17 protein-coding genes and 1 tRNA gene are annotated in these 23,974 nt (G+C 67.2%); 4 read left to right on the top strand and 14 right to left on the bottom strand.

Going from position 1 to position 23,974, the window contains the following annotated elements; all coding sequences use genetic code 11:
• The 3 genes from BKA25_RS26890 to BKA25_RS26880 all read right to left on the bottom strand — a co-directional run bounded on the left by BKA25_RS26890 (position 1) and on the right by BKA25_RS26880 (position 6,661).
• The gene (locus BKA25_RS26890) at positions 1–3,738 is read right to left on the bottom strand and encodes an FkbM family methyltransferase (RefSeq protein ID WP_069845659.1); all 3,738 of its coding nucleotides are present in this window, start codon (positions 3,736–3,738) and stop codon (positions 1–3) included.
• Complete coding sequence (locus BKA25_RS26885) at positions 3,731–4,654, bottom strand: hypothetical protein (protein WP_157420867.1); 924 nt, start codon at positions 4,652–4,654, stop codon at positions 3,731–3,733. The genes BKA25_RS26890 and BKA25_RS26885 overlap by 8 nt, the downstream gene beginning before the upstream one ends.
• Before the next feature lie 591 nt (positions 4,655–5,245).
• Positions 5,246–6,661 carry a hypothetical protein gene (locus BKA25_RS26880; RefSeq protein WP_157420868.1) on the bottom strand — a complete coding sequence of 472 codons (1,416 nt, stop codon included), beginning with the start codon at positions 6,659–6,661 and terminating at the stop codon, positions 5,246–5,248.
• A 302-nt stretch (positions 6,662–6,963) separates the two neighbouring features.
• Between BKA25_RS26880 and msrA the strand changes: the two genes are divergently transcribed.
• Positions 6,964–7,623 carry a peptide-methionine (S)-S-oxide reductase MsrA gene (gene msrA / locus BKA25_RS26875; protein WP_069845667.1) on the top strand — a complete coding sequence of 220 codons (660 nt, stop codon included), beginning with the start codon at positions 6,964–6,966 and terminating at the stop codon, positions 7,621–7,623.
• Positions 7,624–7,663: 40 nt separating this feature from the next.
• Here msrA and BKA25_RS26870 read toward each other — a convergent pair whose 3' ends face one another.
• The gene (locus tag BKA25_RS26870) at positions 7,664–8,998 is read right to left on the bottom strand and encodes an acyltransferase family protein (RefSeq protein WP_157420869.1); all 1,335 of its coding nucleotides are present in this window, start codon (positions 8,996–8,998) and stop codon (positions 7,664–7,666) included.
• 726 nt (positions 8,999–9,724) lie between these two features.
• Here BKA25_RS26870 and BKA25_RS26865 point away from each other — a divergent pair.
• Complete coding sequence (locus BKA25_RS26865) at positions 9,725–13,414, top strand: S8 family serine peptidase (RefSeq protein WP_172803708.1); 3,690 nt, start codon at positions 9,725–9,727, stop codon at positions 13,412–13,414.
• Between the two features lie 126 nt (positions 13,415–13,540).
• Here BKA25_RS26865 and BKA25_RS26860 read toward each other — a convergent pair.
• A tRNA-Gly gene (locus BKA25_RS26860) sits at positions 13,541–13,612 on the bottom strand.
• 376 nt (positions 13,613–13,988) lie between these two features.
• On the opposite strand from BKA25_RS26860, the gene BKA25_RS26855 reads away from it, so the two are divergent.
• Together BKA25_RS26855 and BKA25_RS26850 are read left to right on the top strand one after the other, a co-directional pair.
• Positions 13,989–14,438, top strand: coding sequence for a DUF983 domain-containing protein (locus tag BKA25_RS26855; protein ID WP_069845672.1), 450 nt, complete (start codon positions 13,989–13,991; stop codon positions 14,436–14,438).
• Positions 14,439–14,546: 108 nt separating this feature from the next.
• Complete coding sequence (locus BKA25_RS26850; RefSeq protein WP_069845674.1) at positions 14,547–15,410, top strand: Fpg/Nei family DNA glycosylase; 864 nt, start codon at positions 14,547–14,549, stop codon at positions 15,408–15,410.
• 23 nt (positions 15,411–15,433) lie between these two features.
• On the opposite strand, the gene BKA25_RS26845 is transcribed toward BKA25_RS26850, so the two are convergent.
• From BKA25_RS26845 to BKA25_RS26805, 9 genes are all read right to left on the bottom strand, one after another.
• Positions 15,434–16,306, bottom strand: coding sequence for a DUF4328 domain-containing protein (locus BKA25_RS26845; protein ID WP_172803709.1), 873 nt, complete (start codon positions 16,304–16,306; stop codon positions 15,434–15,436).
• A gap of 38 nt (positions 16,307–16,344) precedes the next feature.
• Entirely contained in the window at positions 16,345–16,692 is a 348-nt protein-coding gene (locus tag BKA25_RS26840; RefSeq protein ID WP_069845677.1) for a rhodanese-like domain-containing protein, read from the bottom strand.
• Between the two features lie 204 nt (positions 16,693–16,896).
• Complete coding sequence (locus tag BKA25_RS26835) at positions 16,897–17,829, bottom strand: hypothetical protein (RefSeq protein WP_069845679.1); 933 nt, start codon at positions 17,827–17,829, stop codon at positions 16,897–16,899.
• Entirely contained in the window at positions 17,826–18,344 is a 519-nt protein-coding gene (locus tag BKA25_RS26830; protein ID WP_069845681.1) for a SigE family RNA polymerase sigma factor, read from the bottom strand. Before BKA25_RS26830 ends, BKA25_RS26835 begins: the two co-directional genes overlap by 4 nt.
• A 182-nt stretch (positions 18,345–18,526) precedes the next feature.
• Positions 18,527–20,155 carry a monocarboxylic acid transporter gene (locus BKA25_RS26825; protein ID WP_157421335.1) on the bottom strand — a complete coding sequence of 543 codons (1,629 nt, stop codon included), beginning with the start codon at positions 20,153–20,155 and terminating at the stop codon, positions 18,527–18,529.
• Positions 20,155–20,496 carry a DUF485 domain-containing protein gene (locus BKA25_RS26820; RefSeq protein WP_069853114.1) on the bottom strand — a complete coding sequence of 114 codons (342 nt, stop codon included), beginning with the start codon at positions 20,494–20,496 and terminating at the stop codon, positions 20,155–20,157. The genes BKA25_RS26825 and BKA25_RS26820 overlap by 1 nt, the downstream gene beginning before the upstream one ends.
• Before the next feature lie 210 nt (positions 20,497–20,706).
• On the bottom strand, positions 20,707–22,566 hold the full coding sequence (locus BKA25_RS26815) for a sodium/solute symporter (protein WP_157420871.1): 1,860 nt from the start codon (positions 22,564–22,566) through the stop codon (positions 20,707–20,709).
• Between the two features lie 142 nt (positions 22,567–22,708).
• Entirely contained in the window at positions 22,709–23,134 is a 426-nt protein-coding gene (locus tag BKA25_RS26810; RefSeq protein ID WP_069845685.1) for a hypothetical protein, read from the bottom strand.
• Positions 23,131–23,925 (bottom strand): LytR/AlgR family response regulator transcription factor, encoded by a 795-nt coding sequence (locus BKA25_RS26805; protein WP_375791896.1) that lies wholly within the window; start codon positions 23,923–23,925, stop codon positions 23,131–23,133. Before BKA25_RS26805 ends, BKA25_RS26810 begins: the two co-directional genes overlap by 4 nt.
• Positions 23,926–23,974: the final 49 nt, after the last annotated feature.

Below are 23,974 nucleotides of genomic sequence, written 5' to 3'. Positions count from 1 at the left end.
TCAGGGCGCCGAGGGATCCAGCCAGAGGGTGGAGAACCCTGTGCTGCTGGCCCGAGCGTCCTCGATGATCGCTTCGTCATCGACCTGCTCGACTCCCGCGACACTGCGAATGCGGTAGCCGAGGGATCGATACTCGGCGAGCACGGTCCTCGGATCGTCGGTGAGTTCCTCGATCTGCTCGGGACAGAACTCGCACACCACGTGCGGGTGATCCCGGCCGAGCAGGTCGCGCAGACCGGCCAACGCCCGGTGATCCCGGCCCTGCAGGTCCACCTTGATCAGCGAGATCCGATGCTCGGTGACCTCCGGCTGCGAGCCGAGGGCGACGGCCGGAACGGTCACCGACCGGTCCTCGGCCCACTCGCTCACCCGATAGTCGCCGCTGTTGACGGGATCGGCGGCCAGCAGTGACAACTTCGTCGCAGTGTCCCACGCGGCCACCGGCAACACGATCACGCGATCGGCTGCGGCAGGCGCGAGGTTCGCGTTGATGTTGCGGCGCAGGTACTCGACCGTCGTCGGGTTCGCCTCGACCGTGATCACCCGATGCGACGGGTTCCTGGTCAGCAGCCGCAGCGAGTGGTAACCGACGTGCGCGCCGATGTCGAGAAACGTCCCATCGCCCGCCAGCCGGGCGATCAGCTCGGCCTCATCCAGCTCCCAGCTGCGGTGATGCCGAATCCACGGCATGACGATCTCGTCGGCGGGCATCAGCAGCGCGCCCGCGTCGCAGACCACCACCTCCGACCCCGGCGGGATCTCGGTGTGCCGGGCCGCGATGAGCGCGTGCAGTGCCTCCAGGTCGCGCTGGGCCTGGGCGAGTTCGATGTCCAGGTGGTCGGCACGCTGATCCCGCTCGGTGAACATGGCGAACTGCTGTTCGCTGCTCGCCTCGACGCGCTTGCGCAGTCCCTCCAGTTCCTCGGTATGCCCAGCCTGGGTCGTCCCGTGATCGGCCCACATCTGCTCGGACTCGACGATCTGCCGGTCCAGCTTCGTCTCCAGCCGATTCAGGACCTCGTCCTGATCCCGCCGGGCTTCACCGATGCGAGTGGCGACCGTCCGAACCTCGGTCTTGATCTCGTCGACGTCGACGACCTGCCGCTGGTGCAGCTCGGCGATCCGACCCGTGAGGTCGTCGATCCGGTCGTGTGCGGCCTGCAGGCTGCTCTCGACGCCGTCGGTCACCGCGCCGAGGACCCGACGCTGGTGGACGTCGTAGTGGTCGACCGCCCGAAGCACCGCGCGCCGCATGGCGGGAGCCAGCGGATTACGCGAGGGCATCTCGGTGTCGGCCCGCCAGCGCAATGCCTCGCGGGCCTGCCGCAACGGTTCCATCGGACTGGTCTTCTCGGTGGGCTTCTCCGGTTCGTCTCCCCGGCCCTGCCAACTGGCGTAGGCCCGTTCGAGCTGTTCCCGCATCCACGTGGCCGTGATGTCGAGGTTGCGGGTCCGAAGCAGGTGGGCCCGTGCGGCACGACCCCGTCGACGGCCCTCCGCCGGATCGTCGGCGACCTCGCGCATCGCCTTGGCCGCGGCGTCCAGATCGGGCTCGGCCCAGATCGCCGATGCCTGATACGGCTCGCAACGCGGTCCGACCGTGGTCATCGTGTGCGGAATAGGCCAACCGAACTCCGAGTTCAGGAACTCGGTGGTGCTCGAATAGTCGGTGGAGATGGTCGGGAGTTCCAACATCATCGCCTCGGCGACGGTCAACCCGAAACCCTCACTGCGGTGCAGCGACACATAGCAGTCGCTGTCCGCGTAGAGCTGGCGCAGCTCGTCGACCGGGAGGTAGCGCTCCAACAGCTCGATGCGCGCGTCGGCCTGCACCACCGAGCGCAGCCGTTCGGCCGCCTCGGGATGCAGGGCGGCGTTGATGGCCTTGATGGTGAGCTGCACATCGGAGCGATCCGGGAAGGCACGCTGGAACGCCGTCACCAGGCCCCAAGGATTCTTCCGCTCGCCGACGCTGTTGAAGTCGAAGGCGAACAGGAAGCGGGTCTTCTCGCCCTCTTCCCGGTCCCGACGAATCGGGGCACCCGGGTCGCGTACCGGAACCGGGATCGTGCGCACCGGCACCGGAGAGTGCCGCGCGATCGCCTCCCGACAGAACTCGCTGACCGTCCAGATCTCGTCGACGAGGTCGAACGAGCCGTGCAGCGACTCGGGGAACTCCTCCAGCTCCCAGGCCCACAACCCGATGCGGTAGCGGCCCTTGACCGCGGCGGCATGGGTGGAGCTCACGGCGGGCAGCTGATCGGCGTTGACCGCGATCAGACTGACCGGGAACCGGGGATCGCCCAGCGTGTCCGGGGCATCGAGGTCGGTCCGGTTGGAGACCAGCTCGTCCTCGACGACGGCGGCGATCGGGATGTCGGCGTGGCTGATCGCGTCGTGCACGATCCGAGCCATCTCGCCGAGCCCGAGTTCGGCGGTCAGGTAGCCGAGCAGGTTGACGCCGAACCGGTCCAGCGGCGCGATGGTCTTCGGCGCGGCCGTCGGCAGGGCCCACGGGGCGATCTGCTTCTCCTGAACGCCCGAGTTCACGCACCAGTGTCGGTAACCCTCGGCGTCGGCACCCCAGGGCTGCGGGAAGGCGATCTGGAGGTCCGGTCTGTTCTGCCAGACCGCCATCGTCCATCTGCTGAGCCCGGCGGCGGCCTGCTGCGCATCGTCGGGCGCGGTCAGCCAGTCGCGGAAGGCCTGCCCACCGTCGACACCGAAGGCGTGCGGCGGCGCGGGCGGCGGCTTCTTCTTGGCGCGTTCGGACTTGATCCAGCCCGCCCGGAACACCCGCCGCATGATCGGCGTGATGCGAGTGTCGTCCGCGAGCGTGTTGTAGCGATAGGGCACCGACTCCACGGAGTCCGCGTAACCGGCCGACAGCAATGCCTGCCCGTAGCCGTCGCACAGCGCCCGCAACGCGGGGTGGTCGGAGAGCAGGGTGCGGGGTTTGCGGGCGCAGTGGAACGTCAACAGCCAGGGCTTCTCCGGCCGGTAGCCGCTGAAGTGGAAGAACCGCAGCGGCCGACCGGCGGCGGTCCAGCCACCGGTCGAGGTCTGCTCGATGGGCCGCTGCCAGACATTCCAGTACGCGACGTTGAGGCCCGGATCCCGCCAGATGTAGTGCGGGAACAACGCGGGCGCCTGATCCACCCAGCGCTGGTCGGTGAACAACTGCTGTTCCGGCGCGGCGATCGCGTCGTGGCGAAGCCGGGAAGCCCAGAAGTCCAGGAAGCCCTCGGAGCCCGCGCCGACCGCGATGAAACCGAGGTTGTAGATCCCGGTGCCCATGATGACGGCGTCATCGGGTTCCAGGCCATCCTGCGGGATCGGCTCCAGAGTGTGCGGCGTGAGCACGATCGACTTCGTCGACGCGTGCTCGACGACCTCGCCGAACGGGCTGAAGACCTGGATATCGGGGTCGAGGTAGATGGCGACGTCCGCCCGCTCCCGCAGCGTGCGCAGGAGATAGGGCTTCACCGCGGTGGCCAGCTCCATCACCGTGTACGAGGTGGCCATCCGCAGATAGTCCTCGTCGGTGATCCCGAACCAGTCCGGTCCGACGATCGTGGCGTGCTCGTCCTGCTCCTCGCCGTGTTCCCGGTCGATCACCGCGATCACGAATTCGTGCTCGGGATGGTGTTCGCGGAACGACTGCGCCAGTACACGCGCGGCGGGGAGATAGTTCTTCGCGACGATCGTGCAGGCGACCGCGGTCACGCCATCACTCATTCGGCACCTGCGCCACCACCTGGTCCTCGAGAACTGCCTCGTACCGTTCGACGACGGTGCTCTCGCTCACGCCGCGAACCTGGATGCGGACCAACAGGTCCTCGCTGACGTAGTGCGCACGGACCATCGACTCGTCGCCGTCCTCGGCCACGTTCCACGCCTCGTTGATGCCTGGGGTCTCGCCATCGCGGATCTCGAGGCCGTAGTTCTCCTGCAGGGTCCCGAGTTGGTCGCGGGTCTGGGCCGCCGCCTCTTCATCCGGCATCTGCACGACGAACATGACGACCTGGGTGCCGTCCTCTTCGAAGTTGGAGACCAAGGCCCTGGCGTCGGTCGCGCCGCCGGTGGTGAAGGCCTCGTCCTCGCCTTCGGTCAGGGTCCGGATGCCCTGGATCCCGGCGTAGTCGGTGATCTGCGCCTTGTCGAGTTCCTGCGCACCGCCGATGTCGGCGGGCAGCATCGGGTCGCGCGGCGGCTCGGGTTCCTCCGTCGCGTCGTTACCACCGCCGCCGGAGTTATCGCCATCGCCCTGCGTGGTGCCGCCGCTGGCCTCTGGCTCGTTCGAGCTGTTGCCGAACAGGAAGAAGGCGCCGACGGCGAGACCGATCACCACGACGACGGCCACGATGATCCCTGCGATCTTCGGACCCTTGCCGCCGCCATCGCTCTCGAAGGCCTCCGGACCCTGCCGGATCCAGTTGTCCGAGGAGTTGCTCGGCAGCGGGGGTAGATCGGAGCCCGCCCACGGCGGTTGGCTGTCGCCTCCTGCCCACGGCGGTTGGGTCACACCACCAGGGGGCGGGGGATAACCGCCGCCCTGCGGGAACCCACCGGGGGGCGATGGCGGCGGCTGCTGGCCGGGGTAGCCCTGCGGCTGCTGCGGATAACCGCCCTGCGGCGGCTGGTTGACACGCACCACCTGGGTGCGGTCGGCGTCGCTCTGGCCTGCTTGACCACCGGGTTGTTGTTGCCAATCATGGCGAACTACCTGGGTTGCATCGCTCGGAGGGGTAGCGCCGCCCTGCCGTTGCTCGTTCTCTGAATTGGGGCCTATCAACTGAGTCGACTCCATCGACGAGGGGGCCTCACGGCCTGTGCTCTGGGGGGTGCCTGTGGTGCCCGATGGACCGCCTGGCTGCAGCTGGTCTCTGCGCGCGCGGTATTCCTCGGCAGAGATCCGGCCCGTCGCAAGATCCGTGTCCAGCTTCTGCGCCTCTTCCTGCCAGGTCACCCTGACACCCCCTTTCCTCACACGTCAAGCCTGCCTATTGTCCACGCCCCACCGAGTGTCCGATGAGGCTGTGATCGGGTGTCACCAATCTGTGATGAGCACCCGCTTCGCGGTGACCGCGTGCATCGGCGCCACTGCGCCGATCGTGCTGACTGCCTTCGCGGATGGCTCGCGGTGGAGCCACTCCGCCCCGGAGCAACGCAGGGGTATCGCTCCGGGCGCTTGGTCGGTTACGTCCGATGCGGGCCACTCGAAGGCGATAGGCGAGGACGTCGGCTAATTCTGCTCCAGTGTCTGCAACGTCTCGTCGGCGAGGGTGCGGAACGCGGCATCCACCGGTGCCGCTTCGTTGTTCGTCGGACCGGCGACCCCGAGGCGGACGACGTGCACGCCCGAGACGTAGACGGCGCGGTAGATGCTCTGCTCCTCGCCGACCTGTTCGAAGACGCGAACCTGACCGGGAAGTTCCTCCATCGCAACCGCTTCAAGACCGAGTTCGGTCTGCCCGAAGGCCAATGCCTCGGCGCTGGCCAGTGCCGCGTCCTCGGAGGGTGCGACGCCGACGAGGACCCCGAAGGAGTTGCCCGCATCCGCCGAACCACGGAACAGGATCTCGGTGACGTCGTGCTCGCCGAACACCTCGGCCTCGGTCTCACCGAGCACGCCCGCGGTCACCGCCGCGTCCCGGCTCATCGCCTCCGGATGGGGCACCGGTTCGCCGGGCAGGGTGGGCAGCGTGGGCTGATCGCCTGCTGCGGGCGGCGGCGCGTTGTCCTGCGGTTGGCTCTGGTTGACGTCCTGTTGGGTGTCGTCCGCCGTCGATTGGTTGGACATGAACCAGACGACGCCTGCGGCGATCACCGCCAGCAGCAGCACCGTCAGTACGATGGGGAGCACGAGCTTGCGTCGTGGCCGGGCGCTCTGCGCGTTGAAGACCTCCTCGGCGCGGCCCGCATAGGGCCCGGGCCGGGCCATGGTGTCGGTCGTCATCGGCAGCGGCAGCGAATCCTGATCGCTCTGATGGACGTTCGGGTGGTCCTGCATGACCGCGCCGAGGCGGGCACCCAGGGTCTGGCCGCCCGCGTCCGCCGATTCGTCGGTGGTGCCCTGCTTCGACGTCGGTGCGGTGGAACCGGCCATGGGCACTCCCGTCGTCGTGGAGACAGAGCTGGAATCGGCAGAGGTGGGCGGCGTGGTCATCGTGGGCGGGCCGGCCGGCAGCGGGGTGACCGAGGTGGTCTCGGCGGGCGGCGGCTCGGCAGCGGGCTTGGGCGTCGAGTCGGCTTTCTCCCCCGCCTCCGTCGTCGGCTGCTCCGTGGCCCCCTGCTCGACGGTCTTCTGCTCGGCGGAAGGCTGCTCGGCGGTCTTCTGCTCGGCTTCGGGCGCGACGGACTCGGCAGCGGATGGTGTGTCGCCATCGGTCTCGGCAGGCGCGGTCGGAGTCGGCTCGTCGGCTGCCGCCATCACGGGCGCCGGGCTGGCGGGATCCAGCTGGTCGGCTGCTGCCGTGTTGGCCTTGATAGCGGAAATCGGCTGATTTCGGAGTGTCAGCTGGGTGTCGAAGGGGGAGCCCGCTCTACTTCCCGCCGCAATCGACAGGACCGCGTCTCGTTGTTCCTGATGCTCGCTCTGCGAGATGTCGCCTGCAGCGAGAGCGGTATCGAGTCTGCGCAACTCGTCCTGCCAGGTCATGATGTTGCTCCTTCGCTGCTTCCGGGGAACCTGTATGGCGAAACGCCCCGGGTTGTTCATCGCCTATTCAAACTTCGATATAAGCAGGCGGCGTTGTGATGTGATCGAGATCAATCTGTCGCTGTTTCGGATCATCTTGTCCAGCGGATCGCCGGTTGTCGAGAGCCGATCCCGCACCCCTGCTCTTTCTTGCCGGACAACCAACGGTGATCGAAAAAGCCGAACAGATCACAGCAGCTCAGGGGGTGACCGCGTGCACGAGGGTGCACGGCGGAGCGGCTCGGGATGAGTAGAGTGATGATATGGCGTTGTTCGGTCGAGACAAGGGGCAGATCGTGCGTTCTGACCAGGCGTTGCCGGGCCGTGACACTCCGTTGACTATCTCCGGGCGGCACACCGTGTTTCCGGATCGGACGATCGTCGGTCCGTTCCCGACGGGGATGAGCACCGTGGTGTTCGGTATGGGTTGTTTCTGGGGAGCGGAACGCATCTTTTGGCAGACCGACGGTGTCTGGTCGACTGCGGTCGGTTATGCGGGCGGCAGTACGCCTAACCCGACTTACGAAGAGGTCTGCAGCGGTCGGACCGGGCATACCGAAGTGGTCTTGGTCGTCTTCGATTCGAAGGCGATCTCGTTGCCCGAACTGCTTCGCGTGTTCTGGGAAGGGCACGACCCGACCCAGGGAATGCGACAGGGCAACGACGTCGGCACGCAGTATCGATCGGCGATCTACACCACCGACGACGCACAGCGCGCGGCGGCGATCGCGAGCCGCGACGAGTACCAGCCCGCGCTGACCTCGGCAGGCCACGGCCAGATCACCACCGAGATCGCCCCGCTGGACCACTTCTACTACGCCGAGGAATACCACCAGCAGTACCTGAGCGACGCCAAGAACCCCGGCGGCTACTGCGGAATCGGCGGCACGGGCGTGTCGTGCCCGGTCGGCCTCGGCGCCTGAGTCGAGGCCTCCGAGGCGGGAGCGGTCTCGGCCGGGCCGATCAGTTCGACGAGTTATCGCCTGCGATCGGCTCGGAGCGGTCGGACGGGGTCCGGGTGCCTGCTTGATCCGATGACACCGCCATCGGCATCGCCTGCTCGGCGGTCGACACCACGATCACCGGTTCCAACGACGGCAGACGACGATCAGCGTCCGACTGCACGTCGGTCGTGGTGCCAGCCGATCCGATCGCGGGCGGCGCCGATGCCGATGCCGTTGCCCGCTGGGATTGCTCGGCACCCGCCCGGCGGGCCGCCCGTGCGGATTCCCATCGACGGAATCGGTTGTAGACCGGTACCTCGACGAAGCGGTAGAGCAACTCGGTGACGACGGCGACGGCGAGCAGCGCGATGATCATGCCCAGGGTCAGGCCCAACTCGGCCACCGTGGCCCGCAGCACCGGGTAGCTGACGTTGAGGTGCACCAGATAGATCGCATAGCTGCGCTTGGCCAGCGCGGCGATCCACTTGGATCGGACGAAACGTCCCTTGGCGCCCAACAGCAGCAGGGTGATCAGCACGACCAGCAGCAGGGTGCGTTCGGTGGCGGCGCCCGATGGCATCGACTCGTGATTCATCCCCGCCCAGACGAAGAGCAGGCCATGACCGAGGCCGAGCGCGATGGCGGTCCGCGCGGCCAGCCGTTGTGCTGCCCACAGCGAGATGAGCTGGCCGATGAACAACACCGGCAGGTAGGTCGCGATGGTGCGGATCTGGTGGGCGGGATCCACATTGGTGTCCGTCACGATCAGGAGCACGAACCAGATGGCGACCGCGCCCAGCACGGGCGGTAACCAGGCATGGCTGCGGCCGATCCGCAGGGTGGCCGCGGTGAAGAAGTAGAAGGTCAGCTGGATGCTCAGGGTCCAGGTCACCGCGAGCACCAGCGGCCCGACGAAGCCGATGAAGCCGATGTTCATGGCCAGCGACAGCAGATCCTGATTCGCACCCCGCGAGACACCGACCATGATCAGTATCCAGAACACGAGCACCGTCACCCAGAATGCGGGCAACAGCCGGGCCATCCGACGTAACAGGAACTGGCCGGGCTCCTCCTTGGCCGTCACATAGGTGACGACCAGTCCGCTGATCAGGAACAGCGTGGTCAGGCCCATCATGCCGAGGTTCGTGTTCAGGCTCAGCGGCTCCGCGAGTAAGCCGTTGACGAGGGCGCCCGCCAACCAGTCATCGGGGTGGTTGCTTGCCACCCAACCCGCGAGGTGGCGGAAGAGGATGAGCATGGTGGCGATCACCCGAAGCAGATCCAACCCGTACAGGTAACGACGTGCTGGTTTCTCGGATACTCCGACAGGCGATCCCGATCCTCGGCTGGTCACCTGCGGAGCACCTCCAGTTCGGATGCGGACGGCTGAACGGCGGGACGCTAGCAACGCGGGCGGCCTTACCACCGGATCACGTATCAACCGGTTCGCCTTCGTTATCGGTCCGCAGCCGAGGTGGCATCGGCGCCCGGTGCGAGGAGGGGACTAGCGGTGGACACGGTGCGGGCGGCAATCCCTGCGGGGAAAACGAACGATGCGGACCGATGGCATTTCGGGCGGTCCGCATCGCGAGCCGACAACCAGGCTGATTCGCGATTCACGCCGGAGGAAAAACCGACGCTAGCCTGATCTCGTAGATTAGAGCGAACCCGTGACGGCACCTCGACCGCCATTCGTTGCGCCGGGACTGAGGTCGACACGTCGATCGACCCTGTCGTCGGCCACCCGCTCCGACCTGGCTGTGCTCTGCGCCAGGCGTCAGAGGTTGACCGCCCGGTCACCGGCGCCGCTTCCGAGACGCACGGCCGCCGATGCACGTTGCCTGGTCGGCGGCGATCGCGGAGAAGACCTCGGAGCCTGCCGCGTGGAAGCGACGGGTCATCGCACTCGGATGAATATCGGTGATGCAACCTTGACGGTGCACTCCGCGTACTACCGGCAGTCCGCGATCGGCTCGGTCGATCGGGCGAACTGTCAGGAGTGTGCATGCACGCAAGACGATCTTGGAGACCGCCTTCGGCGGTGCTGACGGCGGTTGCCGTGTTCTTAGGGTTGGCGGGGGTGACGGTGTCCTCGTCGGCTTCGCTGGCGCAGTCGGATGAATCGGCGCCGTCCGGGAACTCTGGAGCCGGGACACCAGGCACCCTCACGCTGGTCACCGGTGACCGGGTCACGATTCGTACCGCCCCCGACGGGACCGTCCAGGTGGCAGGCGTCGAGCCAGGACGGGGGCGCGAGACCGTCGACTTCGTCCGGTCGCAGCGCAACGGCGAGCACTTCGTCTACCCGTCGGATGCCCTCGGAATGCTGCGGGCGGATCGGGTGGACGAGGCGTTGTTCAACGTCTCACTGCTTGCCGAACAGGGGTTCGGCGACGCGAATACCGACTCCGTCTCGTTGCTCTCCGCCTCGGAGACGGGAGTGCGTACCTTCGCGGACGACCCTGCCGGGGCGGACGTGACTCGAACGCTTCCCGACCTCGGCGTCACCGCGCTGGCCGTGGACAAGGCCGAGGCCGTCGACTTCTGGTCCGAGCTGGTCGCGGGCGAGCCCGAGTCCGACGAGTTCTCCGCAGCAGCGGGGCCGGTCGAGAAGGTATGGCTGAACCAGCGGTTGCAACCCTCGCTCGACGAGAGTGTCGGCCTGGTCGGTGCCCCATCGGCCTGGGACGCCGGATTCACCGGCGAGGGGGTGCGGGTCGCGGTACTGGATACCGGATACGACCCCGATCATCCCGACCTGGCGCACAACGCGGTCGGAGCCGAGAATCTGATCGAGCCGGGCAGCGAGGTGACCGATCCCGACGGACACGGCACCCACGTCGCCGCCACCATCGCGGGTTCCGGAACGGCTTCGGATGGCCGCTATCGAGGCGTCGCCCCGGATGCCGAGCTGCTCCACGGCACGGTGTGCGGGATCGAGGGTTGCCCGATGGACGCCATCCTCGCCGGGATGCAGTGGGCGGTCGACGAACAGGCATCGGTGATCAATATGAGCCTGGGTGGCGAGCCCACGGACGGCAGCGACCCGCTCTCACAGGCCGTCGACGAACTCACCGCCAGCTCCGGTGTCCTGTTCGTCATCGCGGCGGGCAACTTCGGCGCGGATTTCGCCGTGGGCTCGCCCGGTTCCGCCGATTCCGCGTTGACGGTGGCCGCGTCGACCAAGCAGGACACGCTCGCCGAGTTCTCCAGCCGGGGGCCTCGCGTGATCGACTCGGCGCTCAAGCCGGATATCGCCGCGCCCGGACACGACATCACGGCAGCCAGGTCGGCGGGAAGCCAGAACGGAGCGCCCGTCGACGACCAGCACATCAGGATGTCCGGCACGTCGATGGCGGCACCTCATGTGGCGGGCGCCGCCGCGATCCTCGCCCAGCAGCATCCCGACTGGTCGGCGGCCGAGCTGAAGTCCGCGCTGATGAGTTCGGCGCAGCCGTTGGACGAGGTCCCGTTCTATGGCCAAGGCGCCGGGCGGCTCGACCTGGCCCGTGCCGTGGAGCAGCCACTTCGGGCCGAGCCCGCTTCGTTGTCCCTGGGCAAGGCACCGTTTCCCGCCGAGGCGGCCGAGCCGGTCACGATGCCGGTGACGTTGCACAACGACGGCCCCGAGCCTGTCGAGCTGGACCTGGGTATCGACGCGTCGGGTGGTGGCGGCACACCGGAAGGTCTGTTCGACATCGACGTCTCGACGATCACCGTTCCCGCGCAGGGCACGGCAGAGGTCTCGGTCACCGCGAACTTCGCGGCCTCGGCCGACACGCCCGGACCGAAGGGCGCCAGGCTCGTCGGCACGACCGTCGACGGTGCGACGGTTCGGGTGGCGCTCGGCGCGGACATCGGCGCGGAGGAGTACTCGCTCGACTACTCCGCGATCGATAGATCCGGTGAACCGGCGGACAGGGCCTCCGTTGTCGTACAGAACCTCGAGACGGGTGCGTCGCAGTGGCTGGATAGCGGCACGCTGCTGCCCGCAGGCCGATATCGGGTGATCGCCCAGGTGGTCGACGTTGGAGAGGTGCACGGCGAGAACCTCTTCACCTATCTGGCGCAGGATGTCGAACTCGACGAGAACGGCACCGTCACCCTGGACGCACGCGGCGGCGAGCCGGCGGAGGTGCAGGTCGACGATCCCGAACAGCGATTGGTGGCCAGCAATTTCGGTACGAGGCTCGGTGTCCGTTCTGAGCCGGAGAACGGAGTGCCTGCAACGCTGAGCGGGGCTGTGCACCCCGGTCGCGACTTCGTGGTGCCCAGTGGGCCGGTCGACGGACTCGGGATGTTCGCCGACACGTTCTGGGAGCGGCCGGTTTTGACCGGTATGACCAACGATGCAGAACCGCTGGTCTTCGACATGAACGATATGTTCCCTTTCGGAGGAATCAACAATCCCGATGCTCGGTTCATCGGCGAGCTGACCGCGCCCATCGTTGACGTCGGCGAAGCGGAAGACCCGACGGCGGTGGACGTCGCCGACGCAATGGCATTGCTGACCGTGCCGTACCTCCCGGTTGATGACTTGGAGACCGAGGCAAGGGTGACCGAGCTGGTCGAAGCAGGAGCCGTTGCCATCATCCTTCGTTATGGCTCCGTGACATATGACTCGGCCTGGGGAGTTCCAGTCCTGAACGCCAATGACCACGACGACGCCTTGACTTCGAGGATCGCCGAGGGGCCGACCGAGTTCACCATCACCGGTCGAGAACAAGGTCCCGCCAGTTATGTCCTGCACGACGAGACGGATGGGTCCGGACTACCTGCCGGGGTTCACTGGTCTCACGACACGGCGGACCTGGCACGGGTTCGCATGCGGATTCATGCGCCCGCCTCGGATATCGCCGTGGTCAGTGTGGCTCATTTCGCTGAGACCGGCGACGGTCTGATAGGGATGGAGGCCTTTCCCTATGCCCCGTTGGAACAGGACGTCTACCTCACTCCAGGTCTGGAGTGGTTCCACAACGCGACAATCAGTCATGACAATCAACGGCCGGTTGGTATTCACGAAACGGTGACCACCCGCTATGAGGCAGGCAGCGACTACGAGCTCGATCTGTTCTCCGGGCCCTACGGTGTGGACTTGGGCGTTCCGCACTATGACGCCGTCACCGGCGAGCCGATTCCATTAGCGGGGCGGACCGGTGACGATGTCCGGATCTCCCTCCCGGTGTTCCAGGCGAACTCCGCGAACGGGTCGATCGGCATGATCGAGCCATGGACCAACATCGGCGAGACGGTGTTGACCAGCGACGGCATGGAGACCGGTCGCACCAGCACACCGGGGCTCGGCACCTTCTCGGTGCCGGGATCGGATGCCGAGCACCGGCTGTCCGTGCAGGCCGACCGTGACCTACTTGGTCTGCGCGTGGGTACCGGATATCGCGGCGACTGGGTCTTTCGCAGTGGTCCGGTCGAGGGTGAGCCCGAGGTGCTGCCGCTGATCGACCTTCGTTACGACATGGCGTTGAGTCTGCTGCACACCGCGCCGGTTGGCGAGGACCTCACCTTCGGCGTGACGGCCGGATACCAAGCCGGTTCGACCGCCGATGCCTCCGGCGTGACGGAGTTGCGGGCCGAGTTCGCCACCGACGGCCAGAATTGGCAGGACGCCGTCGTCACAGCGGCGGAGCAAGGTTGGACCGTCACAGTGCCCGGCCAGCAGGCCGGATCGGTCTCGCTCCGAGTGCACGCGGCAGACGAGGGCGCGGGCAATTCCTATACGGAGACGTTGATCGCGGCCTACGAGGTTCGCTGAGCGGAGGTGGCCGTCGTCCCTGCGGGTCGTGAGACTGCGCAGGGGCGACGTCCATCGACTTTGCGGCGGACACCGGCATCGACAAAAGGAAAGAGGCCCGATCGCATTCGATCGGGCCTCTTCGCGAGCGGACGACGGGATTCGAACCCGCGACCCTCACCTTGGCAAGGTGATGCGCTACCACTGCGCTACGTCCGCATTGTGCTGCCATCGAAGCGATGGCTATTCGTCTGTGGGCCTCTTCGCGAAGCCGTTGTGCACCGGTCTGGGGCGAGCCCCTCGCGGTGGGATGAGTCTAGCCCCTCCGGGTGCCGCTTCCCAAACCGGGTCGACAACCGCCCGGGATCACCGCAGACCCATCTCGCCCACTCGCCGGCGAGTCGACCCGCCCGTCTCAGGTGATGTGTCGTGCTCGGCGGGATCGCCGGGGAGATCGCCGCGCTGGACCTCGGAATCTGGGCGCGGGCCCGGGAACACGGTACGGTGGGTCCTACCCTCGGTAGTCGGATCGGTTCGTTTTCGTTGTCTCTTGGTGGTGGGTGGTTCCTGCCGCCACAGTCCGCTAGGAGGCGGCATGAACAAAGTGGTACGCGGCGCCGACGGTCGGATGTGGAACATCCAGAGTCAGATGGAGTGGACTCATCCGATGCAACTCGATGAGTTCGAACACGACGTGAGCGGTGGCCGGGGCCCCGGCATCCTGTTGTCGGTCGTGCTCGGCTCGCTGGTTCTGCTGCTGCTGTTCTGGCGCCCGCCGGAGGTCTACATCCCGGCCTGGCTGATCCTCGCGCTGTTCCTGGTGATCGTCTTCTTCCCGGCCCGCTGGGTACTGCGCAGGCCGTGGACCCTGGTCGCCGACACCCAGGGCGATGGGGACGAGCATCCCTCCGAACGTTGGGCGGGTGTGGTGCGCGGGGTGTTCCTGGTGCGCCAGGAGACGGCCAAGGTGTCCAGGCACATCGAGGTGTACTCCGAGCCCGATCAAGACGGGGTGTTGCAGCCGGTCGATCAGACCGCGAGCTGATCACCCGACCGCTCGGCTCTCTTCCGGCGGCGTGCAGGAATGCATCCGGCCGTGCGGTGTCGGGTCTTCGGCGCTGCCATAGCGCCGCGTCGGGCCCACACTGGCAGGGTGCCGGAGCTGCCCGAGATCGCCGCGATCGTCCACTTTCTGCGCGAGCACGCGGTGGGACGCACGGTGACGCGGGTCGACATCGTGTCGCTCGCCGCGTTGAAGACCGCCTCCCCGCCGTGGACGGAGCTTCACGGCCGGGAGGTCCGCGACGTCGAGCGGCATGGCAAGTTCCTCGATCTCGACTGCGGCGGCCTGCACCTGGTGGTGCATCTGGCCAGGGCGGGCTGGTTGCGCTGGGCCGACACCCTGCCCGCCGCACCACCGAGGCCGGGCCGTTCCCCCTTGGCCGTCCGGGTGCACCTCGGCCCGCCCGGTTCGGATCCTGGCTTCGATCTCACCGAGGCGGGCACTCGGAAGGGCTTGGCCGTCTGGGTGGTGCACAGCCCCGCCGAGGTGCCGCCGATCGCCCAGTTGGGTCCCGATGCGCCGGGGTTGGATCGAGCGCAGCTTGGGGAGCTGCTGTCCGGGCGCACCGAGCGGTTGAAAACGGTGTTGACCACCCAGTCGGTGCTGTCCGGTCTCGGCAACGCCTATTCGGACGAGGTGTTGCACGTTGCGCGGCTCTCACCCTTCGCGACCGCCGGTCGGCTCACCGAGATCGAGATCGACCGACTCCACGAGGCGATCCAGACGGTGTTGGCCGATGCGGTGCACCGGTCGATCGGGCTCGAGGTGGCGCGGCTGAAAGGCGAGAAGCGGTCCGGCCTGCGGGTGCACGGCCGAACCGGGCTGCCCTGTCCGGTGTGTGCGGACACCATCCGCGAGGTGTCGTTCTCGGATCGCGCCTTCCAGTACTGCCCGACCTGCCAGACCAACGGCAAGCTGCTGGCCGACCGGCGACGCTCCAAGTTCATCAAGTAGTTCGACCCCGGCGCGCTGGTCGATCAGCGCGCCTGGTCGGCCGGTCTCTTTCGCCGCTCGACCGTCGACGGATCGCCCTCGACCCGTACCACCCGCATCCGCGCGGTGTTGCGGACATCGACCGGGTCGAGGAACAACGACACCCGGCGGATCACCTGGATCGATAGCACCGCGACCGCCGCCGCCGTCAGATTCAGCGCCAGATGGATCAGTACGCCATCGGCCATGTTCTGGGCTCCGCTGCGAAACTGCCAGAGGAAGGCGATGGCCCCGAGTACGAGATTCGCCGACCAGCACAGCCACCAGGTACGCACCAACCTGCTGGGGCGAGGCCGCTGATCGGCGGGACGCTGCGCCGCGGTGTGTTCGAGTTCGGCGAGCACCGAACCGGGCACCACCAGGTTCATCCCTGGGATGAGAAAACCGATCGTGGCCTGCCAGGCGGGTCGGGACGGTCGCACCCCGGCCAGTTCGGCCGCCGCCTGCCTGGCGCGCAGCAACCACAACAAACCGATACCGACCGAGCCGATCCCCAGGATCACCGACATCAGGGCACCGGTCTGCACCGCCGTGTCGGAGAGCCGCACCGTCTGGAGCCGCAGTGCGTTGTCGGCGCTGATGACGAGCAGCGCATAGCGCCACGCCTCGGCGAAGGCGGCCAACAGCAGGATCACCGTGGTCGCCCACAGGGCACGTGTCGCGGGGATCGCGACCAGCCGCGCCCTGGTGTCGGCGTCGCCGAACTGCGGGGCCATGGCGGGCACCGAGGTGGGTGCCCGCCAGCCGAGCAGCGGCAGGCCCCACCGGGGCGGGGCCGGATACGACGGCGGGCCCCGATAGACCGGCGGCGGGTCCGCTTCTCGGGTACGACGGTCCTCGTCGGGCGTCGTGGCCACCCACACCATGCGGGGCCCGGGTTGCGGGGGCACGTCGATTACAGGATCTCTGCGGTGTTCCCGGACTCCGACACCACGGGCCGGTCCGTCAGTGCCCACGCCTTCATCCCACCCTCGACGTTGACCGCGTCCCACCCGTTCTGATTCAGGTAGGCGGTCGCCCGCGCTGAGCGGCCACCGGAGCGGCACACGACGAAGACGTCCTTCTCGGCGGGCAGCTCGTCGAGCCTGCCTGCCAGTTCACCGAGCGGGATGTGAACGGCGTCGGGCGCGTGGCCCGCCTGCCATTCGTCGTCCTCCCGGACGTCGAGCACGACGGCGTCGTTGTTGGGGAGCTTTTCCGGAAGATTCTCGATCGCCACGGCGGGCACCTGTACTGGTTGCACACGTCGATGCTGCCATGGATGGGGCTCGGCATGCTGTGAGACGGGCCTGCGCGCTGCTATTGCGGCGGGCTGGTGGTCCCCAACGGGGACCGGGACCCCATCCCGATGGCCGGGCTCGATGAGAGGGTCGTCGATCGCACCGTTTTGATCACTGCCTGCGTCGAGGGTGTGGGCGGCGGTCGATGCTTCGGGTTCCGCCGGGTCTCAGCTCAGTTCGGCCAGGGCTAGACCCACCGCTGCCAGCTCCTCCGTGCTCAGCGGCACGGCTCCGGTTCCCTCGTGCTCGGGAAGAGATTTCATGTCGGGGTCGTCGGGTGACCCGACGAGATCGGTACTGAGATGGCCGTTGGCGTCGATGGAGAGGGAATAGTCAGCGGGGTAGAACACGGTGACTTGCTGGCTGGGCGCGTTCGCGTTGAAACCGCCGCTGACGACGCCGTGGATCTGCACCACCGTCCCGTCATCCAACGTGATCCGTTGAGCGTTCTCACACGATGGCCCGCTATCCGCATAACGGAGCGCCCACCGGTCTGCCGCCTCGGCCGTGCTGCCGTGGTGGGGCAACGCCTCCAGAGAGATCGAGCCGGACGCTTCTGGGGCAACCATGTCCAGGTTGAGGGCGGCGCGTGGTGCCTGGTACTTCTCGTTGTACTGCTCGCTTATTGCCAACGTGACGGCCTGTTCTGCATCCGGCCGCTGGTCCGTCAATGCGTCCCGCAGCACGGGCTCGATGACGCTGACCGGGGGGATCGCCGCCTTCGGAAGTGGACCGAGATCCGAAGGAACCTCGTCACCGTACTGATCGACCAGCGGGCACACATCGACCGTGGTCCAGCCCGGCAGCGGTTCCACGGGAGCGACGACTGGCTGCGGCGGTAGCGGGTGATTCGCCGCATCGCCGCCGTTCGCGGGCGAGAGGAACCCATCGCCGAGCCCGCCCACCAGCACGCTGCTCAGTCCGATGCCTGCCACGACCCCGGTGGCTCCGAGCGTCATCGCCGCTCGCCGGGCCAATGCTCTCCGTCTGCCCTGTCGCATCACCCGATCGATGCTGACCTTGGGGATGGGCGCGGGGCCTTCGACACTGTCGCGCAGCGCCGCCCCTATCGATCCCTCGTTGTCCCAGATGCTTCTCATTGCTGGATACCCGCCTCCTGCGGCCGACCGACCGACTCGTAAGCCCGGCGCAACGCATCTAGCCCGCGCGCGGTCTGGCTCTTGACCGTCCCCTTCGAGCACTTGAGCACCTGTGCGGTCTGTTCGATGGAGAGGTCTTGGACGAACCGCAGCACCAGCGTGGCGCGTTGCCGAGGTGGAACCCGTTGCAGCGCGGAGATCAACTCTTGACGCTCGTCATGGCCGCGTTTCTCGACACCGGGTCTGTCGGGCGGTTCGGCCACCGGCTTCTCCAGTTGTCGGCCGCGTCGACGGGAGTCGAGGAAGACTCGGGTGAGTGTGACGCGCAGGTATCCCGGTGCGTCGTCTCGGCGGATCTTGGCCCACCGGGCATAGATCCGGACAAAGGCTGCCTGAGCGATCTCCTCTGCCTCCGACCAGTCGCCGCACAGCGCGTATGCCGTACGTCGTGCTGTGTCGAAGCGTCCAGCGAAGAATTCGGTGAATTCCTCCACGAGCTTGTCGTGTCCGCGCACCGATTCCTCCTGGCTGTGCTGAGACTGCGGTCATGCCCATTACGCCGATCGGGCCGGGAGGGTTGCACGAGTTCTCAAGATCATTCGGGTGGGCGGGACCACCCAGGGCATTCGGGCCGCGACAGGACGAGGGCCCGACCGCGCGCGATGGCGGTCGGGCCCTCGTGGGCAGGTGTTACGAATCAGTGCTCGGTGGCCTTCTCGGCTCCGAGGCCGGTCAGCGAGCGCACCTCCATCTCGCTGTACTTCGCCGGATCGGCGGGCCGCTTGGACAGCAGCGTTCCGATCACGCCGAGCGCGAAGGAGATCGGGATCGAGACGATTCCCGGGTTGGACAGCGGGAACAGATCGAAGTCCGCCGAGGGGAACATCGAGCTGTCGTGGCCGGACACGGCGGGGGAGAAGACGATCAACGTGATGGTGACCGCCAGTCCGCCGTACATGCTCCACAGCGCCCCGGTGGTGTTGAAGCGCTTCCAGAACAGCGAGTAGAGGATCGTCGGCAGGTTCGCCGAGGCCGCCACGGCGAAGGCCAACGCCACCAGGAAGGCGATGTTCTGCCCGTTGGCCACGATGCCGCCGAGGATGGACACCACGCCGATCACCACCGCGGTGATGCGGGCGACCCGCACCTCGGCGGCCTTGTCGTCGGCGGCACCGCCCTTGATCACGTTGGCGTAGATGTCGTGGGCGAAGGATGCCGATGCCGTGATCGTCAGGCCTGCGACCACCGCCAGGATGGTCGCGAACGCGACGGCGGCGATGAATCCGAGCAACAGCGGTCCGCCGATCTCGCCCGCCAGCAATGGTGCGGCCGAGTTGACCCCACCCGGAGCATCCTGGATGCGCTCCGGTCCGACGATGGCGCCCGCGCCGTACCCGAGCACCAACGTGAACAGGTAGAACAGGCCGATGAGCCAGATGGCCCACTGGACGGAACGGCGGGCCTCCTTCGAGGTCGGCACCGTGTAGAACCGCATCAGGATGTGCGGCAGGCCTGCCGTTCCCAGCACCAGGGCCAAGGACAGCGACAGGAAGTCCAGCCGGGTGATGCCGGATTCGCCGTAGGCCATGCCCGGGTTGAGCACGTTCTCGGTGCCTGCGGCCTCGACCGCCGCTCCGAGCAGGCTCGACAGGTTCATCCCGTACATGCCCAGGACCCACACGGTCATCACGCCCGCGCCGGTGATCAGTAGCGCGGCCTTGATGATCTGCACCCACGTGGTGCCGCGCATGCCACCGATCAGCACATACACGATCATCAGGGCCCCGACGATCGCGATCACCAGCGCTTGGCCCGCGCCGCTCTCGATGCCGAGCAGCAGCGCGATGAGTCCGCCTGCACCGGCCATCTGGGCGAGCAGATAGAAGAAGGACACCACCAGCGTGGAGATGGATGCCGCGGTGCGAACCGGCTTCTGTTGCATCCGGAAGCTCAGTACGTCGGCCATCGTGTAGCGGCCGGTGTTGCGGAGCAGTTCCGCGACGAGCAGCAGCGCGACCAGCCAGGCGACCAGGAAGCCGATCGAGTAGAGGAATCCGTCGTAACCGTTGACGGCGATGGCGCCGGCGATGCCGAGGAAGGATGCCGCCGAGAGATAGTCACCGGAGATGGCGATGCCGTTCTGTGGACCGGTGAACGCCCGGCCTGCGGCGTAGTAGTCGGCGGCTGTCTTGGTGTTGCGGCTGGCCCGCAGCACGATCACCAGGGTGACCGCGACGAACAGGCCGAAGATGCCGATGTTGAGCAGTGGGGAGCCGACCTGATCCGGATCCTGGGCCAGGACGGTGGGCAGCGCGGCGGCATGCATCATCGGTCGCCTCCTTCGGCATCTTCCCGAATTCGGTCGGCGAGCGGATCGAGCTTGCGGTTGGCGAAGCGCACGTAGAGCGTCGTGATCAGGAAGGTGGAGACGAACTGGAGCAGGCCCAGGATCAGGCCGACGTTGATGTTGCCGATGACCTTGATGCTCATGAACTCGTGCGCGTAGTCGGCCAGTAGTACGTAGAGCAGGTACCAGCCGAGGAACAGCGCGGTCATGGGGAAGACGAAGTTGCGCAGTCGGCGTCGTAGGTCGCCGAATTCGGGACTGGCCTGGATCGTTTCCCAGGCGGGCGGTTCTGGGGGGCGGGGCTGCGGTGTTTCGCTCACGGGATCTCCCTCTGGCGTGGGGTGCACCACATGCTTGTGTCACCTTGATCACACCGGAAGCCCCCAAACGGGCGGCTTACCGCGAGCTAACGGCCGAATCCGACTGCGCAGGGTGTTTTTGGAGACGGTGAGTGACCGATAAGTAGTTCGATCATCACTCTTTGGAACTTTCGCCTGCTGCTATTGAGTGATCGGCGGGACGATGGTGACTCAGGGATCGGACTTCGGGCGGTGTCGAGCCACTCGCGGGCGACGCGGTTCGGGTGCTTCGTGGGCGCCCCGATCGTCGGACGCCGTTGCGCTCTCGGTCTTCGGCTCGTCGGCGAACCCGAAGCGTTCGAGGTCGCGGTCCTGCATCAGCCCGAGTCGGTCCGGGGCGTGCATCCGCAGCAGGATGCGCGAGACGTCCGGAGGAACCTGGCGGGCGGTGGCCCGGCTCACCACCACCATCGTCAGGAACGCCGCAGGCACGGTGATCAACGCAGGCTGCGCGGTGATCGTGGCCAGCCAATCGAGCGACCACCGCTGCATGACCATGGTCAGCGCCATCGACAGCAGCGTCAGCCCGCCGCCGACCGACATCCCCACCATCGCGCCGGTCGCCGTCAATCCCCGCCACCAGACGCCCAACACCAGCAGCGGGCAGAAGGTCGCCGCAGCGAGCGCCATCACCATGCCGACCGACTGCGCGATGCTGAGATTGGTGAAGTAGAGGGCTCCGAGCACCGGAATGAGCGCCGAGACCACGGCCGCCAGCCGGAAATCGTTCATCGAGCCGCGCCGCAGGACGTCGGTGGCCACCACCCCGGCCGCGCAGGCGACCAGGGCCGAGGCGGTCGAGACGAAGGCCGCGAATGCGCCGGCGGCCGTCACCGCACCGAGCAGATAGCCGGGCCAGCCGTTCACCATCGCCCCGGGCAACAGCAGTACCGCGGCATCGGTCGAACCGGTCACCAACAGCTGCGGAACGTAGATCCGGGACAGCGCCCCGAAGATCGTGGGGAACAGGAAGAACAGCCCGAGCAGCATCAACACGAACAGCGTGGTGCGCCGGGCGGCCTGCCCACTGGGATTGGTGTAGAAGCGAACCAGGATGTGCGGCAGACCCATCGTGCCGAGGAAGGCCGCGATGATCAGCGAATAGGTGGCGAACAGCCCGCGACCATCGCCGTCGTCCTGCGGGGTCAGCCAGGAGGCGTTCTCGGCGGGCGCGCCCTCCACCACCGGAACCGCGGCATACCTCGGGAAGACGAGTTCGGTACCGGCCTCGACGCTGTGCATGCCCTCCGACCAGAAGACGGTGCCGTCGGCGAGCTGCCCGTTGACGACTCCGCTGGCTTCCAGATGCACCGGCGCGGCGACCTCCAACACCACGTCCGTGGACACCGTGATCGAGGTTTCGAGTTCGAAGCGGGGCGGCAGCTCCGCCTCCAGGCTGCGGCGGGTGCGATCCGGGTCCGCCACGAAGAAGATGACCAGCAGGAAGGCCGGTAAGGAGATCGCGAACAACTTCACCCAGTACTGGACCGCCTGCACCAGGGTGACCGTCCGCAACCCGCCGCTGAGCACGTTGACCACGACCAGCACGGCGACCAACGCGGCGCCCGCCCAGAACGGCAGGCCGGTGACCGTCTCCAACGTCAGCCCGGCGCCCTGCAACTGCGGGACCACATACAGCCAACAGATCACCACGACGGTGAGCGTGGCGAGCCTGCGCAGCCGGGTCGAGCCGAGTCTGGCCTCGGCGAAGTCGGGCAGGGTGTAGGCCCCGGAGCGCCGCAGCGGCGCGACCACGAACATCAACAGCAGCAGATATCCGCCGGTGAAGCCGATCGGGTACCACAGCGCGTCCGCGCCGTCTTTCAGGATGAGCCCGGCGATACCCAGGAACGAGGCCGCCGACAGGTACTCGCCGGAGATGGCGGCGGCGTTGCGTTCGGCGCCGATTCCTCGGCGCGCCACGAGGAAATCGGAGGTCGTGTGCACCGAGCGGGTCCCGAAGATGCCCAGGGCGAAGATGACGACGGCCATCATCACGATGCCTACGATCGCCCAGAGAGTCGGCTCCACGGTGCGGCCCTTTACTCCACGGTGTCCGTTTTCGCGGCCACGTTTCGACGCCGAGACCGGTTCGGACCGCCACCACCGGCAGCGCTACGCACCCGATCCCGCCGACCTGCTCGGCACGGCAATCCACGCCCACCGGCCGACATCACTTCTCCACCATGTCGATGAAGTCTCGATCGTTGCGTTGCGCCTGCGTGTTGTAGGCGTATCCGATCGCGATGAACAGCGGAAACGGCAGCACACCCAACAGAACCCACGAGATCCGAATGCCCGCGATCGACAGCGTCGCGAAGCCGGGGAACAACCAGAACAACAGCGGAAGAACGCCGAGCAGCACCGCGACCAGCAGGGTTAACCGTAACGTCGTGCGCAGCTGGGCCCGAATGAGGTTGCGCACCAACGCCTCGCCGACGCTGGTCTGCTCACCCAGTTCCGCCAGTTCACGCAGCGGTTTGCGGGCGGCCCGCCGGTCGGCGAGCACCACCTTCACCCGGCGGAGTCGGCGCCCGGGGGGCGGTTCGAGCGTGTCGGGGTCCGGAAGCTCGGCCCTGCTGTCGTCCGGTGGAATCATCGGCCCGGACCGAGTCCTCGTTTGGGCGGTCGAACCAGTCGGTCCTTCAATTCCCGGGTGTGTCGACGACTGACCGGCAGTTCGATGGCGGTCTCGCCGGTGCCCAACCGCACGGAATAGCCCGACGAGGACATCTGGAGTTCGCTCACCAGCGCCAGCGAGACCAGATAGGAGCGGTGAATCCGCGCGAAGCCCACCTCGGACCAGCGCTCCTCCAACTGCGACAACGGAATCCGCACCAGGTGACTGCCTTCGACGGTGTGCAGCCGCGCGTAATCGCCCTGCGCCTCCACATAGCGGATCGAGGACCGGGGGATCAGCTTGGTGGTTCCGGCGAGTTCGACGGGGATGACCTCGTCCTCGACGGGCGTGATGGTGGCCATTCCGCTTTCCGGTTTACGCAGTCGCTCCGCCCGGCGCAGGGCCTCGTCGACCCGGTCTGCGGTCGGAGGTTTGACCAGATAGTCGGTGGCGCCGACGTTGAACGCTTCGAGGGATTGATTGTCGAACCCGGTCACGAAGATCAACGCAGGCGGAACGCGGAACGCGGTGAGCACCTTGCCCAGCTCCATCCCGTCCAGGCCGGGCATCGCGATGTCGAGGAAGACGACGTCCACCGGCGACAAGCCCGCGCGGGAGCGTTCGCGCAGCTCGGCGTCGTTACTCCGCAGCACCCGCAAGGCGTCCGCCGAATCGAATGCGGTCAGAATTCGGCGGACCCGGCCGTTGCGGCGCAGGCAGTACAGCAATTCGTCCAGGCCGCGATCCTCGTCGTCGACCGCGAGGACGATGAGTCCCGCGCCGTTCTCCTGAGTATTCACAGTGCCTTCATTTCCTGCC

It is taken from the genome of Actinoalloteichus hymeniacidonis, from assembly GCF_014203365.1.
Lineage (GTDB): Bacteria > Actinomycetota > Actinomycetes > Mycobacteriales > Pseudonocardiaceae > Actinoalloteichus_A > Actinoalloteichus_A hymeniacidonis.
Note: the sequence above shows the minus strand (reverse complement) of the source record. Positions and strands in the feature narration are given on the sequence as shown.

Excerpts from the sequence above, each read along its gene's own strand:
- BKA25_RS26890 (WP_069845659.1), bottom strand. The coding sequence starts at position 3,738 with ATGAGTGATGGCGTGACCGCGGTCGCCTGCACGATCGTCGCGAAGAAC.
- BKA25_RS26880 (WP_157420868.1), bottom strand. The coding sequence starts at position 6,661 with ATGACCTGGCAGGACGAGTTGCGCAGACTCGATACCGCTCTCGCTGCA.
- msrA (WP_069845667.1), top strand. The coding sequence starts at position 6,964 with ATGGCGTTGTTCGGTCGAGACAAGGGGCAGATCGTGCGTTCTGACCAG.
- BKA25_RS26855 (WP_069845672.1), top strand. The coding sequence starts at position 13,989 with ATGAACAAAGTGGTACGCGGCGCCGACGGTCGGATGTGGAACATCCAG.
- BKA25_RS26835 (WP_069845679.1), bottom strand. The coding sequence starts at position 17,829 with ATGAGAAGCATCTGGGACAACGAGGGATCGATAGGGGCGGCGCTGCGC.
- BKA25_RS26825 (WP_157421335.1), bottom strand. The coding sequence starts at position 20,155 with ATGCATGCCGCCGCGCTGCCCACCGTCCTGGCCCAGGATCCGGATCAG.
- BKA25_RS26810 (WP_069845685.1), bottom strand. The coding sequence starts at position 23,134 with ATGATTCCACCGGACGACAGCAGGGCCGAGCTTCCGGACCCCGACACG.